Here is a 14713-nt window from a genome sequence, read left to right on the forward strand (position 1 = left end):
CGGGTGCCCCCCGTGGTCCTGGCCTTCGTCCTCGTCCCGCTGCTCGCCGAGGCGTTCTGGGTCTTCTGGCCGGCCCTCCAGGGGTTCTACCTCTCCCTGACCTCCTGGGACGGGCTGGCCGCCCCCAAGTTCGTCGGCCTCGGCAACTTCAGCGAGATGGTGCACGACACGGTCTTCCGCACCGCCGCGATCAACACGGTGCTGTGGCTGCTGCTCTTCGGGGGGCTGTCGGCCGGCCTCGGGCTCGGTGCCGCGCTGCTCCTCCAGCAGGAGCGGCGAGGCGTCGGCTTCTACCGGGCCGCGCTCTTCCTGCCGGTCGTCTTCTCGCTGGTCGCCACGGCACTGGTGTGGCAGGCCATGTACCAGCCGGACGGCCTGATCAACAACGTCCTCGGGGGCATCGGCCTCGGCAGCTGGAAGCACGCCTGGCTCGCCGACCAGGACACCGCCTTCTATGCGGTGATCATCCCCGCGCTGTGGCGCCAGGTCGGCTATGTGATGGTGCTGTACCTGGCCGGCCTCAAGGGCATCGACCCCGTCCTCTACGAGGCGGCCAAGGTCGACGGCGCCACCCGCTGGCAGCAGTTCCGGCACATCACGCTGCCGCAGCTGCGCAGCGTCAACGCGGTCGTCCTGTCGGTGATCGTCATCGACTCGCTGCGCTCCTTCGACGTGGTGTGGGCGCTCACCCGAGGCGGCCCGTACCACTCCTCCGAACTGCTGAGCACCTATATGTACTCCACCGCGTTCCAGTCCCTGCGCCTGGGATACGGCTCCGCGCTCGCCGTGGTCATCTTCGTGCTGGCCTTCGGTGTCATCGCCAGCTACCTCGTGCGCGCCTTCCGGGAGGCCGACTGATGACCGCCACCCACACCACCGCAGACCTCAAGGACGCCGACGGTCCGGCCGGCCGTGCGGGCCGGGCCGGCGAGGCCCCGACCGCAGCGCGGCGTCCCGCACTGCGCGGCCGCGCGCTGCGCACGACCGGCTTCCACCTGACCGCGAGCCTGCTGTCCGCGCTGTGGCTGCTGCCCATCGCCCTGGTGCTCATCACCAGCACCCGGACGTTCGACGACATCGCCGCGCACGGCGTCGGCAGCTGGCCGCACTCGTTCACCTTCGACAGCTTCCGGCAGGCGTGGGTCGACGGCGGCCAGCAGCGCGCCCTCATCAACAGCATGCTGGTCACCGTCCCCACCGTGCTGATCTCGCTCGGGCTCGCCTCCATGGCCGCCTTTGCGCTCAGCCGCTACGACCTGCCGCTGCGGCGCGTGCTGCTGCTGATCATGCTCGGCGGCAATCTGCTGCCCCCGCAGATCCTGCTGATCCCGGTCTCCAAGCTCAGCGAGGTGCTCGGCATCTACGACCAGCTGTACGCCCTGATCGGCGTGCAGGTCGGATTCGGCGTCGGCTTCTACGTCTTTGTGCTGCACGGCTTCATGCGGGCGATCCCCGGTGAGATCCAGCAGGCCGCCGTCATCGACGGCGCGGGCCCCTGGCAGATCTACTGGCGGGTCATCATGCCGCTGGCCCGCCCGGCGCTGGCCGCGCTGAGTGCGCTGTCCTTCACCTGGATCTTCAACGACCTGCTGTGGGCCATCACCGTGCTGCGCACCGACACCCAGATGCCCATCACCGCCTCGCTCATCGGACTGCAGGGCCAGTACGTGTCCATGTGGAACGTCATCGCTGCCGGTTCGGTGATCGCCGCCGCCCCGACGGTGGCTGTCTTCCTCCGCTTCCAGCGCCACTTCGTGGCCGGACTCAACCTCGGAGCCGTGAAGTGACCGCGCACGACCGGTGGCTGCTGCGCACCGACACCACCAGCTACGTGGTCACCCTCGGCGGCGACGGACGCTGGGCCGAACTCGCCGCCTGGGGCCCGCACGGCGCCGAGGACGGGCCGCCGCCCTTGGACTGGTCGCGCCGCACCCACTTCATCACCCGCGCCGACGCCGCCCCGGCCGAGTACATCCCCCTCGGGTTGCGCCCCTTCACCGGCGCCGACCTGGTCGCCTCCCGTCCCGGCGGCGACCGCGGCAGCTGGTGGCGGTTCACCGGCGCCACGCAGGAAGGCGACCGTGCGCTGCGCCTGGAGTTCGCCGACGACCTCCTCGGCCTGCGCACCACGCTGTGCTACGAGACGGTGCCGGGCACCGACGTCGTCCTGCGCTGGACGGAGCTCACTTGCACCGGCGAGGACGAGGTGCGCCTGGAGCGCTTCGACTCCGCCGCCGTCAATGTCCCCGTCCAGGGCGGTGCCCGGCTGACCTACCTGGCCGGCCAGTGGTCCCAGGAGTTCCAGCTCAAGAACGTGGAACTGGACCGCGGGCGCTTCGAGATGGAGAGCACCCAGGGCTCGGCGGGCCACGCCTACCACCCCTGGCTCGCCGTCCAGGACGCCGCCGCCCCCGCCGAGGGCGACACCCCCACCTACGGCATCGCCCTGGAGTGGTCCGGCAACTGGCGGATCACCGCCGACGCCGAACCCGGCGGCGCCGTACGGGTCCGCGCCGGACGCGTCCCGCACGAGGGCGCCGTCCGCCTCGCCCCCGGCGCCACCCTGGTCACACCCCGGCTGGCCTGCGCCTTCAGCCCGGACGGGCTCGACGGTCTGGCCCGGGTCTGGCACCGCTACGAGCGGCAGCTGACCGGCGAGCGCATCGACCGGCCCCGCAAGGTCCTCTACAACTCGTGGGAGGCCACCGGCTTCGACGTCGACGCCGCCGGGCAGCTGGAACTCGCCAAGGTGGCCGCGGAGCTCGGCGCCGAACTCTTCGTCGTCGACGACGGCTGGTTCACCGGCCGCCCCGACGACACCGGCGGCCTCGGCGACTGGGACCCGGACCCGGCCGAGTTCCCCGGCGGTTTCGACCGGTTCGTCGAGGACGTCCGGGCCCTCGGTCTGGACTTCGGCCTGTGGGTGGAGCCCGAGGGCATCAGCCCCCGCTCCAGGCTCTACGCCGAGCACCCCGAGTGGGTGTACCGGATCGACGGCCGCCCCGCCACGCTGGTCCGCAACCAGCTGCTGCTCGACCTCGGCCGCGAGGACGTCCAGGACTTCGTGATCGGCACCCTCGACCGGCTGCTCGGCTCCCACGCCATCAGCTATCTCAAGTGGGACATGAACCGGCCGCCCACCGAGCGCGGCCGCCCCGGCCACCCGGCCGGCGCCGACCCCGAGCGGCAGGACCTCGACGCCGCCCACGTCGCCGGCTACCACCGCGTCCTGGACCACCTGCGCAACGCCCACCCGCACGTCACCGTCGAGGGCTGCGCGGGCGGCGGCGCCCGCGTCGAGCACGCCACCATCGCCCGCACCGATGTGGTGTGGCCCAGCGACAACACCGCGCCCATGGACCGGCTGCGCATCCAGTACGGCTATCTCCACGCGCACGCCCCGCACACCATGAGCTCCTGGGTCACCGACGCCCCCGGCGTCTTCGACCCGAGGCCCCGCTCGCTCGCCTTCCGCTTCGTCAACTCCATCGCTGGTGTCCTCGGCATCGGCGCCGACATCCGCCACTGGACGCCGGAGCAGCGCGCCGAGGCGGCGCGGTGGATCGCCCGCTACAAGGAGGTCCGCGATGTCGTGCACCACGGCGAGGTCCACCTGCTGGGCAGCCCCGCCGACCCGACCTGCGGCATCCAGTACCAGGAACCCGGCGGTGACCGCCTGGTGGTGACGGTGTGGAACACCGGCCCGCTGGACGGCGCGCCCCTGGTGCCCGGCCGGCCCGCCCGGCTCCGCCTGCGTGGCCTTGCGCCGGACGCCGTCTACGCCGACACCGCCACCGGCACCCGTTACAGCGGCGCCTATCTGCTCCACTCGGGGCTGCCGTTCGCCTGGACCGCGGGACACGACGCGGAGCTGACCGTACTGGCCCGGCAGTGACGACAGCGGAAGAATCTGCCCCGACTTCCTCTCGAACAGGAGACGACCCACCCATGAACCCAGCGGCCCGCTTCACCAACCGCGTCGCCGTCGTCACCGGCGCCGCGTCGGGCATCGGCGCGGCCTGCGCGACCCGCCTGGCTGCCGAGGGCGCGGCCGTCGTCCTCGTCGACATCGCCGCCGAACGCGGCGAGGAGACGGCCGAGCGGCTGCGCAAGGACGGGGCCCGCGCCCTGTTCGTCGCCGCGGACGTCGCCAGCGAGGACGACTGGCAGCGGGTGATGACGGCCGCTCACGGCTTGGGGCCGGTGGGTGTCCTGGTGAGCAACGCCTACACGGTGGCGGTGGCGCCGGCCCACGAGACCAGCCTCGCCTCCTGGGAACGGCAGCTCTCGGTCAACCTCACCGGAGCCTTCCTGGGCGTCAAGGCGGTACTGCCGGACCTGCGCGAGCACCAGGGAGCCGTCGTCCTCGTCTCCTCCGTCCACGCCCACCGGGGCATCCCCGGTCACCCGGCGTATGCGGCGAGCAAGGGCGCCCTGCTGTCGCTCTGCGGCCAGCTCGCCGTCGAGTACGGACCGGACGTCCGCGTCAACGCGGTACTGCCCGGACCGATCCTGACCGCCGCCTGGGACAGGGTCTCCCCGGCCGACCGCGAACTCAGCGTCGCCGGGACCACGGCCCGCCGCTTCGGCACCCCCGAGGAAGTCGCCGCCGCTGTCGCCTTCCTCGCCGCCGACGAGGCCTCCTACATCACCGGATCGAGCCTGCTCGTGGACGGCGGCTGGAGCGTCTCCAAGGACTCCGCCTGACGGAGCCCACCGCTCCAGCCCCCGACCCACCAGCAAGAAAGGCAAAGAGATGACGCCATACGCGCGCCGCGGAGTGCACGGCCAGACCGTGGAGGCCCTCGCCCGCAGGGTGCTCAGCGGTCAGATCCCCGAAGGAGCGACGCTCGACATGGCGGCCCTGCAGACCGAGCTGGACGTCAGCCTGACGGCTCTGCGCGAATCGCTGAAGGTCCTCGCGGCCAAGGGCATGGTCGACGCCCGGCAGAAGCGCGGCACCTTCGTCCGGCCCCGGTCCGACTGGAACCTGCTCGACGCGGACGTGCTGCGCTGGCAGTTCGCCGAGAGCAGCGGCACCGGTGTCGACCCCGCGCTGCTGCGCAACCTCGGCGAGGTCCGCGGCATCATCGAACCCGCCGCCGTACGGCTCGCCGCGCAGCGCCGCACCGGGACCGACCTGGAGGCGTTGGAGGCGGCGCTGACGGCGATAGGGCAGGAGGCCGGCGCCAACCACGCCGTGCAGGCCGACCTCGCCTTCCACCGGGCGCTGCTCGCGGCCACCCACAACGAACTGCTGGAACGCATGGAGATGGTCATCGAGTCGGGCCTGGCCCTGCGCGACCAGCTTGTGCACAGCGCCCCGCACAGCGAGGACCCGGTCCCCAGCCACCGCGCCGTCCTCGACGCCGTGCGCGACCGGGACCCCGACGCCGCCGAGCGGGCCATGCGGGCGCTGCTCGACCAGGCGACCCGCGACCTCGACAAGATCAGCAGCTCCGACGCGCCCGAGGGCGCGGACGGCTCCACCGAACAGAAGGACGGCCAGGCACAGTGAAGATCGCGCGCGTCGAGACCTTTCTCGTCCCGCCCCGCTGGCTGTTCTGCCGCATCGAGACCGACGACGGCGTCGTCGGCTGGGGCGAACCGGTGGTGGAAGGCCGGGCAGAGGCGGTGCGGGCCGCCGTCGAGGTACTGGCCGAGTACCTGGTGGGCCAGGACCCGCTGCGGATCCAGGACCACTGGCAGGTGCTCACCAAGGGCGGCTTCTACCGGGGCGGCCCCGTCCTCTCCAGTGCCGTCGCCGGTATCGACCAGGCCTTGTGGGACATCGCCGGCCGCTCCCTCGGCGTGCCGGTGCACACCCTGCTCGGCGGGCCCGTGCGCGACACCGTCCGCGTCTACGCCTGGGTCGGCGGGGACGAGCCCGACCGGCTCAGGGAGGAGGTCACCGCGCAGGTCGAGGCGGGCTTCACGGCCGTCAAGATGAACGCCGCCGGACGCACCCCGCCGATCGGCAGCCCTGCCGAGACCGCCGCAGTCGTCGAAAGGGTCGCCGCCGCGCGTGAGGCCCTGGGCCCGCACCGGGACGTCGCCGTCGACTTCCACGGCCGGTTCAGCGCGGCCAACGCACGCCGGGTGCTCCATGAGATCGCCCCGCTCCACCCGCTGTTCGTCGAGGAACCCGTCCTGCCCGAGCAGACGCATCTGCTCCCCGGGCTGGTCGGAGCATCGTCCGTGCCGCTCGCCACCGGTGAACGGCTCTACGGGCGGGCCGACTTCCTCCCCGCGCTCACCGCGGGCATCGCGGTGGCCCAGCCGGACCTCTCGCACGCCGGCGGCATATCGGAGGTCACCCGGATCGCCTCGCTCGCCGACACCTTCGGGGCCCACCTGGCACCGCACTGCCCGCTCGGTCCCATCGCGCTGGCCGCCAGCCTCCAGGTCGCCTTCGCCACCCCCAACTTCCTCATCCAGGAGCAGAGCCGGGGCATCCACTACAACAAGGACGCAGACCTGCTGTCCTACCTGGTCGACACCGAGCCCTTCCGCTTCGTCGACGGCCAGGCGCTCCGCACCGAACTGCCCGGGCTCGGCATCGCCGTCGACGAGGCCGCCGTCCGCGCCGCCGACTGCGCCGGGCACGCCTGGCGCAACCCCGTCTGGCGCCACGCCGACGGCTCCTTCGCCGAATGGTGAGCGACACCGTCCTGCCGCTGTCCCTGGTCACCGACCCGGACCACGGCGGGCGCTGGACGTCGCTGACGGCCGGTGGCCGTGAATGGCTGTGGCACCGCGACGAGCCCCGCCGCCCCCTGGTCCGGCCCGGTGACGCCTTCGCCGACGCCGGCGGACTGGAGGAGTGCGTGCCCACCGTGCGCGGACTCCCCGACCACGGGGACGCCTGGTCACGGCCATGGCACCGGGCCGGTGACCAGGACGTCGTGGACTGCCCCGACTTCCGCCTCACCCGGCACCTCGACACCGGGACGGGGGCCGTCGTCGCCGACTACACGCTGACCGCCGAACCCGGCTACCGCTTCGTGTGGGCCGCCCACGCCCTGCTGGACCTCTCCCCGGCCGCCTGGATCACCATCGCCGGACCGGCGACGGCCCGGCTCTACCCCGACGAGGGCGACCGCTGGTCCGGCGGCGACTGGCCGTGTGTCGACGGCATCCCGCTGGACCGGCTCGGCCCGGACGACGGGACCGCCGTCGGAGCGGTCGTCCTCGCCCCGCGGGTGTGTCGTCCACGACGGTGCCGACACGCTGCACCTGTCCCTCGAGGCCCAGGGCCAGCCCGTGGCGGTCGCGCTCTGGCGCAACCTGCGCGGCTTCCCCCAGGACGCGCCGTACCGCTCCGTCGGCGTCGAGCCGATGCTCGGCCGCGTCTTCGACCGCGCAGCGGCCGGCGACGGCGACACGGCCGTCGTGCCCCCGTCCGGCACGGCCGCCTGGCGGCTCACGGTGACCGCGACCCGCCGCCCCTGAACCGCCCACCACCAGAAGGGATGTCGGATGGACCTGCTCGCCGCACTGCGCACCCGCCGACTGCTCGCCATCGTCCGCGGCAACGACCCGGACGCGGCGCTGACCACCGTGCTCACCCTCGCCGAAGAGGGCGTCACCCTCATCGAGGTCTCCCTCACCGGGCGCGACGCGCTCGACGTCATCGCCCGGGCCCGTGCCGCGCTCGGCCCCGACGCGACGCTCGGCGCCGGAACCGTCCTGTCCGCCGACGACGCCCGGGCCGCGCAGAAGGCCGGAGCGGCCTTCCTGGTCACCCCCGCCGTCAGCGACGGCATCGCCACCGGACGGGAGCTCGGACTCCCGGTCCTCGCGGGCGTGCTGACCCCCACCGACATCGTCCAGGCACGACGCCTCGGCGCCGACGCACTCAAGCTCTTCCCCGCCGGCAGCGCAGGCGGCCCCGGCTATCTGCGGGATCTGCGCGGCCCCTTCCCCGACCTTCCCTTCGTACCCGTCGGGGGAGTGGACGCCACGGCCGCCGCCGCCTATCTGCGCGACGGCGCCACGGCCGTCGGCGTCGGATCGCCGCTGATCGGCGACGCCGCCGCGGGCGGCAGCATCACCGCCCTGCGCGAGCGTGCCCGCGCCTTCCTGGACGTCGTCCGCACCAAGGTCCACCCGTGACCGCATCCACGGTCCTCGCCGCCGACCGTCTCGAACTCGGCGAGGGAATTCGCTGGACCGACGACCGCGCCGTCCTCACCGACATCCTCACCGGCCGGCTCCTCGCCGCACCCACCGCGGCGCCCGCCCCGACCGCCCAACTGCCCTGCCCGATGGGCACAGTGGCGCCGACCACAGACAGCCCGGGCCACCGGATCGCGGCGGCGGACACCGGCATCTGCCGCGTCGACCCCACCGGAGGCGTCGAGACCGCCCTCGGTCGTCCGGCATGTCCGGCCCGCTTGCGGACCCCGCCCCTGCAGCCATACCTCAGGAAGTCGCCATGAGCACCCCCCGGCCACTGTGCCCCGGCCCCGTGGTCTGCCTCGGCGAGACCATGGCCGCCCTCGCCCCCGAACCCCTCAGCCCGCTGGACGACGCCGACCTGCTGCGCGTCGACATCGCGGGTGCCGAGTCGAACGTCGCGCTCTACCTCGCCGACCACGGCATACCGGCCCGCTGGGTCTCCGCGGTGGGCGATGACCCCTTCGGCCGTCGGATCCGGGAGCGGATCGCCCACGGCGGCGTCGACGTCAGCGGCGTCCGCACCGACCCGGAGCGACCCACCGGACTGCTGCTGAAGGACCCGGGCGCGCACGGCACCCGCGTCCACTACCACCGTCGTGGATCTGCCGCCTCGGCCCTGACCCCCGACGTGCTCGACGACCCCGCGGTGACAGGAGCGGCGCTCCTCCACCTCAGCGGCATCACCCCCGCACTGTCACCCGGCTGCCACGACCTCGTCGAGCGGGCGCTGCGCCCCGACCGCCCGTGGCCGGTCAGCTTCGACGTCAACCACAGGCCCGCGCTGTGGACCGGGCGTTCCGCCGCCGACGTCCTGCGGCCGCTCGCCGACCGGGCGGACATCGTCCTCGTCGGCCTCGACGAGGCCCAGGCCCTGTGGGGGGACGGACTGACCGATGCCCGCGCAGTGCGCGACCTCCTGCCCGGCCCGCACGTCCTCGTCGTCAAGGACGGGGCCCACGCCGCCACGGCCTTCGCCGGGCCGGAGGTCCACAGGGTGCCCGCCCTCACCGTGGACGTGATGGAACCGGTCGGCGCCGGTGACGCCTTCGCCGCCGGATTCCTCGCGGGTCTGCTGCGAGAGATGCCCGTGGAGCGGGCCCTGAGACTCGGCCATCTGACCGCAGCCTCGGCCCTGCGGGTTGCCGCCGACCGCGGCCCGCTGCCCGACCCCGCGGTGGTCGCCTCGCTCCTGGATGCCGAGCAGGAGGCCTGGTATGTCGCCAGGATCGGCTGACGGTCTGGCGCCGCGATCTGCCGCCGGATCGAGCAGCGGCCGAGCGTCGTCTGCCCCCCGCTGGGCATTTTGGTGGGGTCGAGGACCGCTTCGCCGACCGATGGCCGTAGGCTAGCCCTTCCCATGCACATCCGAGGCGTGGAGATCGTGGCCGAGGAGAGCGAACGTGGCACAGGGACGTAGTGGTATCAAGGGCGCGCGGATCGGTTCGGGGCCGCTGGGGGAGCCGGAGCGCGGAGACCTTGCCCCTCGCGTCGTGGCGTCGTTCTGGTGCGGCAACGGCCACCACAGCCAGCTCAGCTTCGCGGTCGAGGCAGTGGTCCCGGAGGTCTGGGACTGCGCGAAGTGCGGTCTCCCCGCCGGCCCGGACCCCGACAACATCCCCTCCGCGATCAGCAACGCCCCCTACATGACGCACATGGGCTACGTCCGGCAGCGCCGCAGCCAGGAGGAGGGCGAGATCCTCCTCAACGAGGCACTGGCCAGGCTGCGCGGAAACATCTGACAGCAGCAGGGTTGCTGCAGGCGGGCGCGGCCCTGGCCGACCGGGTCCGCCGGTGCTGCTGCCCGCGCCGAATGCGGCGGCATCCTGTCGGTGATTGGGCGTAGCGCAGGCCAGCCTGCCAGCGAAGTGGGGAAGCGGGTCAAGGCCGCGCGCCCCCGCCGACCTGGACGGCCGCGCCCACGGGAGCTCCGCGTGACGGACGGCTCCAATTCGTCGACGTGGTGTGACTGCTGCGGCTGGCCGAGCAGCACAAGGGCGATCCGCAGGTGGACGACCTCGGCCCGACGTTCGCCGACGTGGCGCGACACCGGCCGGGCCGGCGAGGCCGTACAGAGCCGCAACGTCCCGGAGCGCAGGTGGGGCCGCCTGTCCCTCAAGGTCTGTTGTGTCCCGGGCGCGAGGCGTGGAGATCTGCGCCAGGCGAGCAATGGGCCTGGCTGGAGCCACTGTTGCCGGTGGGCGGGAAACCCGCGCGTCCTTCGAGCCGGCCCAAGCGGCAGCCGATCAACCACATACGCCGGCGGGCCGAGGCGGCGAGGGTGCGAACGCAGAAGGCGTCGACGTCGGCGGGCTGGGGCACGGCCGGCGCGCAGCTGGGGGAGTGGGACATCGACGAGGAACGCGGCCTCTTGTCGGTGCGCGGCACGGGCCGTGGCGACACGTGTCCGGTGGCCGCCCATCCAGCAGGCGGCCACCGGGTTGGTGATCGTGCGGCGCGTCCGTCCATGGGGCGGATGTTCAGTGGTTCAGCAGCCAGCCGACCAGGGCGCGGGCGGCGCCGGCGGCGGCGCCGGCCGCGATCCGACCGATGAGCTGCATGCGCCAGGCGCGGGAGGTGGTGCGGGTTGGTGTGGTACGCATGGCGGTCTCCTCAGGGCGGGCCGAACGCCAGAGTGCGGTCGGCGGTGGGGCCATGGCGCGCCTTCCGGGGGGTTTCCGGCGAAGTCCCGCTGCGCTGACAGATCGTGGATACGCTGGCGGGCCAGGGTGTGCGCACTTTTCCGGTCCGGGCACTGCCCGGAAGGCGGGAGCGGGGATGGGTGAGGACGCAGACCGGTTCCAACGGGCGTTGCACGCCCTGTACCAGGCCGCAGGCGCCCCACCGCTGAGCCGGCTGGTCGCGCTCGGCGGCGAGCAGACGCCGCGGCTGACCATCTCCGACACGACGCTCAGCGCGTGGCTGACCGGCGAGGCCGTCCCCGGCAGAGCCTCCACGGCCTACTTCATGGTGCTGATCGCCTTCCTCCGCGCCCGCGCGGGCACCGGCCCGTCCGACGGGGCCTGGACCCAACTCCTCACCCTGGCCCGCGCGGACCGTGACGCCCAACGCGGCGGGCGGCCTCGCGGCCCCGGCCGGGTGGCGGAGCCGGGCCCGGTCACGCTGCCTGCGGAGTCCGCGCTGTTCAGCGGCCGGGAGCGGGCGGTGGCGGAACTCATGGGATGGCTGGACCCGGAGGCGGGTCCGGGCCGAGGTGCCGATGCCGCTGCGGGCACGGATGTCGGTGCGGGCACGGGGCCCGGCGGGGAGGCCGGTCGTGCGACCGGCGCTGGTCCCGACCCGAGCGAGGGTTCCACAACCGGTACAGGTCACTGCGCGGACCCCCGACCCGAGCCCGACTCCCGCCGTGCCGCCTCGCAACGCACCGTCCTCGTCTCCGCGATGGCCGGCATGGGCGGGGTCGGGAAGACCGCGCTCGCGGTGCATGTCGCCCACCTCGCCGCCCGCCGCGGGTGGTTCACCGGGGGCGTACTCTTCGCCGACCTGCGGGGCTACAGCCAGGACACCCCGGTGGACGCGGCCACCGTCGCCGACCAGCTGCTGCGTGCGCTCGGGATCACCGGGAGGAATCTGCCCACCACTCCGGAGGGGAAGATCGACGCCTGGAGACTGGCCCTTGCCCGACTCGCCGATCAGGACCGGCCGTTGCTCGCCGTACTGGACAATGTGCGCACCGCGGGCCAGGTCCTTCCGCTGTTGCCCGCTTCCGGTCCACACCGAGTGCTGATCACCTCCCGGCAAACCCTGGCCACCCTCGGCGTGCAGCGGCTCGAACTCGCCCCGCTGGAACCGGCGGAGGCGGTCGCACTGCTCGACGAGACCCTGCGGCTGCACCGTGAGGATGACGACCGCGCCGCCGCGCAGGCCGCAGACGCGGCCCGGATCGCGGAGTTGTGCGGGCGGCTGCCGCTGGCGCTGCGCATCATCGGGGCGCTGTTGACCGAGGACCCGCACCGGCCGCTGCACGACCAGGCGGAGGAACTGGCAGCGGCCAGGCTGGACGTACTGGCCCTGGACGACACCGACGACCAGGGCCGTCCGCTGGCGGTGCGGACCGTCTTCCATCTGTCCTACCGCCACCTGTCGGCGCCCCAGGCACGGGCGTTCCGACTGCTGTCCGCCGCCCCGGGTCCGGACATCGCCACCCCGGCGGCGGCGGTACTGCTCGGTGAGAGGACGGGTGCCCGCCGTCTGCTGCGAGACCTGGCCCGCACACATCTGCTGGAGCAACCGGCCCCCGAACGCTGGTCGATGCACGACCTGGTGGGGCTCTACGCCGCCGAACTCGGCAGCCGGCAGGCGGACGAAGACCGGCGGACGCAGGCGCTGGGCGCACTGCTGGACCACTACCTCGCCGAGACCCGGGCAGCCTCCTCCAAGCTGGAAGGGGACAGCGCCGGTGACCGCTTCCCGGACCGGGAAGATGCCGTGGCCTGGCTGGAGGCAGAACGGCCCAACCTCGTCGCGGCCGTCACCGAGCACGCGGACAGCCACCTGCTGACCTGCGTGGAACTCGTCGATTGCCTGCGGGCCTTCCTGTCGCGGAACCGCTGGGTCGAGGAGATGACCGCCATCACAAGGGCCGTCCTGGACAGTATCCGCGCGCTCGGCCCGGACGGCGTCGGCGCGCTCGCGCAGGGCGGTCCGGGGGAAGGGTTCCATGAACTGGAGGCCACGGCGATGACCAACCTCGGTACCTCCCTGCGCGAGGCCCGCAGCTTCCCCGAGGCCATGGCCGTGCATGCCGAAGCCCTCCAGAAGGCCCGGGAGATCGGCGACCGCTTTCACGAGGCCCTCGCCCTGAACGGCATCGCCCTCGTCCTGCTGGATGTGCGCCGGTTCGGCGACGCCATCGCCCCGCTCACCCGGGCCGCAGCCATCCACCGCGAGGACGGCGACCTGCGCTACGAGGGGCGGGCGCTGGCCAATCTGGGTACCGCGCTGATGCGCGTCGGCCGGGACGAGGAGGCGTATGACGTGCTGGACCGGGACCTGGCGATCTGCCGGGAGACCGGCGACCGATACGGCGAGGCCGAGACGCTGAACAACGTCGGCCTGTGCCTGCGCCACCTGGGCCGGATCCAGGAGGCGCTCGACGCACACCAGCAGGCGCGGCTCGTCTTCGTCGAGGTCGGCGACCGGTACTCCGAAGCGGAGTGCCTGGACAACCTCGCCCTGTGCCTTCGGCGTCTGGGCCGCCCGGAGGAGGCCGCGGACGAGCACGCGCAAGCGGGCGCGCTCTTCCGCGAGCTCCGCGACCGGCACTCCGAGGCCATGGCGGTCGGCAACCGGGCCGGCGCGCTCCAGGAGGCGGGCCGAGCGGCCGAAGCGATCCCGCTCCACCTCGAGGCGGCCGCCCTCTTCGAGGAGACCGGTGACATCCATGCCCAGGGCGTCGAATTCGCCAACCTCGGCCACGCCTATCGCCATGTGCACCGCCTCCTGAACGCGGCGGAGACATTTGTCCGTGCTGCCGCCCTCTTCCACGCCACCGGCGACACCGCGGCCGAGGACGCCGCCCTGCGCTCCCTCAGCAACCTCCCCGTACCGCCTGACCCCACCGACGCCGTGGGCGGCAACGAAGCAGTACGGGCCAACCCCACCCCCGACGAGCCGTCGGCCGCATCGGGCCCGCACGATGATTCGGAGGAGACGGACGAAGGCGTGCTGTGAAGGCCGTCGGTCCCCACCACTGGCAGGACGCCAAGGCCGGGGACGCCGGTGGCGCCCGTGGCGCCCGTAGCGCCGGGACTGACGGCGGCCATCCGACCGAGAACGTCGGCTGCGGTCAAGGTTGCCCGGGACGCTGAGCCTCTTCCAGCCTGGCGGAGGCGAGGGGATCGCGGGTGCCTTGCTGTGAACCGGCCGGCAGCCCCTTGATGTCGATGAGGCGTCGCTGCTCGTCGAAGTCAAAGCTGATCACGCCGTCGACGTCCGCCGGATCGCGGGGATCCATGAACGCGGACCTGCGGCCGCACGAGGAAGCAGCGGCTCGCAAGGTCCGACCTTCCGTCAACATGCCTGTCCCCAGCTGGAGATGGGCATGGAGGTGTCCCTGTTATGGTGCTCCCGTGTCGTCCGTCAAGCAGTTCCAAGTCACCTTTGACTGCGCCGAACCTGAGCGCGTCGCTCGCTTCTGGTGCGAGGTGTTGGGGTACGTCGTATCGCCGGCACCGGCGGGGTTCGCCAGTTGGGACGAGTTCGACCGCTCCCGGCCTGTTGAGGACCGGGGTTCATGGTGTGCCTGCAGTGATCCCTCGGGTGTGGGCCCGCGGCTGTTCTTTCAGCGCGTTCCCGAAGGCAAGGTCGTCAAGAATCGGGTGCATCTTGATGTGAGGGTCGGCACCGGGCTTGTGGGTGAAGAGCGCCTCGCGGTGCTCGAAGCCGAGTGCGCACGACTGCTCCCGCTGGGCGCGGTACGGGTGCAGCTTCTGTATGACGGCAATGATTCGTGCATCCTGATGCAGGACATCGAGGGCAACGAGTTCTGTCTCGACTGAGCATCCTCCGGACC

At 72.8% G+C, this 14713-nt stretch carries 15 protein-coding genes; 13 read left to right on the forward strand and 2 right to left on the reverse strand.

Going from position 1 to position 14713, the window contains the following annotated elements:
* Window positions 1–3 precede the first annotated feature (3 nt).
* The 11 genes from AB0761_RS36065 to AB0761_RS36115 all read left to right on the forward strand — a co-directional run bounded on the left by AB0761_RS36065 (window position 4) and on the right by AB0761_RS36115 (window position 9920).
* Window positions 4–858, forward strand: a complete 855-nt coding sequence (locus AB0761_RS36065; protein WP_377273492.1) for a carbohydrate ABC transporter permease — start codon at window positions 4–6, stop codon at window positions 856–858.
* Window positions 858–1787 carry a carbohydrate ABC transporter permease gene (locus tag AB0761_RS36070; RefSeq protein ID WP_377273493.1) on the forward strand — a complete coding sequence of 310 codons (930 nt, stop codon included), beginning with the start codon at window positions 858–860 and terminating at the stop codon, window positions 1785–1787. The genes AB0761_RS36065 and AB0761_RS36070 overlap by 1 nt, the downstream gene beginning before the upstream one ends.
* The gene (locus AB0761_RS36075) at window positions 1784–3895 is read left to right on the forward strand and encodes an alpha-galactosidase (RefSeq protein WP_377273494.1); all 2112 of its coding nucleotides are present in this window, start codon (window positions 1784–1786) and stop codon (window positions 3893–3895) included. The genes AB0761_RS36070 and AB0761_RS36075 overlap by 4 nt, the downstream gene beginning before the upstream one ends.
* Before the next feature lie 53 nt (window positions 3896–3948).
* The gene (locus AB0761_RS36080; protein ID WP_377273495.1) at window positions 3949–4707 is read left to right on the forward strand and encodes an SDR family NAD(P)-dependent oxidoreductase; all 759 of its coding nucleotides are present in this window, start codon (window positions 3949–3951) and stop codon (window positions 4705–4707) included.
* Between the two features lie 49 nt (window positions 4708–4756).
* On the forward strand, window positions 4757–5518 hold the full coding sequence (locus AB0761_RS36085) for a FadR/GntR family transcriptional regulator (protein ID WP_377273496.1): 762 nt from the start codon (window positions 4757–4759) through the stop codon (window positions 5516–5518).
* On the forward strand, window positions 5515–6660 hold the full coding sequence (gene dgoD / locus AB0761_RS36090; RefSeq protein ID WP_377273497.1) for a galactonate dehydratase: 1146 nt from the start codon (window positions 5515–5517) through the stop codon (window positions 6658–6660). Before AB0761_RS36085 ends, dgoD begins: the two co-directional genes overlap by 4 nt.
* Window positions 6661–7125: 465 nt before the next feature.
* A complete protein-coding gene (locus AB0761_RS36095) occupies window positions 7126–7452 on the forward strand; it encodes a hypothetical protein (protein ID WP_377273498.1) in 327 nt (108 codons plus the stop codon).
* A gap of 27 nt (window positions 7453–7479) precedes the next feature.
* The gene (locus AB0761_RS36100) at window positions 7480–8115 is read left to right on the forward strand and encodes a bifunctional 4-hydroxy-2-oxoglutarate aldolase/2-dehydro-3-deoxy-phosphogluconate aldolase (RefSeq protein WP_377273499.1); all 636 of its coding nucleotides are present in this window, start codon (window positions 7480–7482) and stop codon (window positions 8113–8115) included.
* A complete protein-coding gene (locus AB0761_RS36105) occupies window positions 8112–8441 on the forward strand; it encodes a hypothetical protein (protein ID WP_377273500.1) in 330 nt (109 codons plus the stop codon). The genes AB0761_RS36100 and AB0761_RS36105 overlap by 4 nt, the downstream gene beginning before the upstream one ends.
* Window positions 8438–9415, forward strand: coding sequence for a sugar kinase (locus AB0761_RS36110; protein ID WP_377273501.1), 978 nt, complete (start codon window positions 8438–8440; stop codon window positions 9413–9415). Before AB0761_RS36105 ends, AB0761_RS36110 begins: the two co-directional genes overlap by 4 nt.
* Before the next feature lie 166 nt (window positions 9416–9581).
* Entirely contained in the window at window positions 9582–9920 is a 339-nt protein-coding gene (locus AB0761_RS36115; RefSeq protein WP_377273502.1) for an RNA polymerase-binding protein RbpA, read from the forward strand.
* 738 nt (window positions 9921–10658) lie between these two features.
* On the opposite strand, the gene AB0761_RS36120 is transcribed toward AB0761_RS36115, so the two are convergent.
* Window positions 10659–10781 carry a hypothetical protein gene (locus AB0761_RS36120; RefSeq protein WP_377273503.1) on the reverse strand — a complete coding sequence of 41 codons (123 nt, stop codon included), beginning with the start codon at window positions 10779–10781 and terminating at the stop codon, window positions 10659–10661.
* Window positions 10782–10956: 175 nt separating this feature from the next.
* On the opposite strand from AB0761_RS36120, the gene AB0761_RS36125 reads away from it, so the two are divergent.
* Entirely contained in the window at window positions 10957–13872 is a 2916-nt protein-coding gene (locus AB0761_RS36125; RefSeq protein WP_377273504.1) for an ATP-binding protein, read from the forward strand.
* A 115-nt stretch (window positions 13873–13987) separates the two neighbouring features.
* Here the strand turns inward: AB0761_RS36125 and AB0761_RS36130 are convergent, their stop codons facing one another.
* Window positions 13988–14155 (reverse strand): hypothetical protein, encoded by a 168-nt coding sequence (locus AB0761_RS36130; protein WP_377273505.1) that lies wholly within the window; start codon window positions 14153–14155, stop codon window positions 13988–13990.
* Between the two features lie 115 nt (window positions 14156–14270).
* Here AB0761_RS36130 and AB0761_RS36135 point away from each other — a divergent pair, with 115 nt between their 5' ends.
* On the forward strand, window positions 14271–14699 hold the full coding sequence (locus tag AB0761_RS36135; protein ID WP_377273506.1) for a VOC family protein: 429 nt from the start codon (window positions 14271–14273) through the stop codon (window positions 14697–14699).
* Window positions 14700–14713: the final 14 nt, after the last annotated feature.

The sequence above is a fragment of the Peterkaempfera podocarpi genome (assembly GCF_042466665.1).
Lineage (GTDB): Bacteria > Actinomycetota > Actinomycetes > Streptomycetales > Streptomycetaceae > Peterkaempfera > Peterkaempfera podocarpi.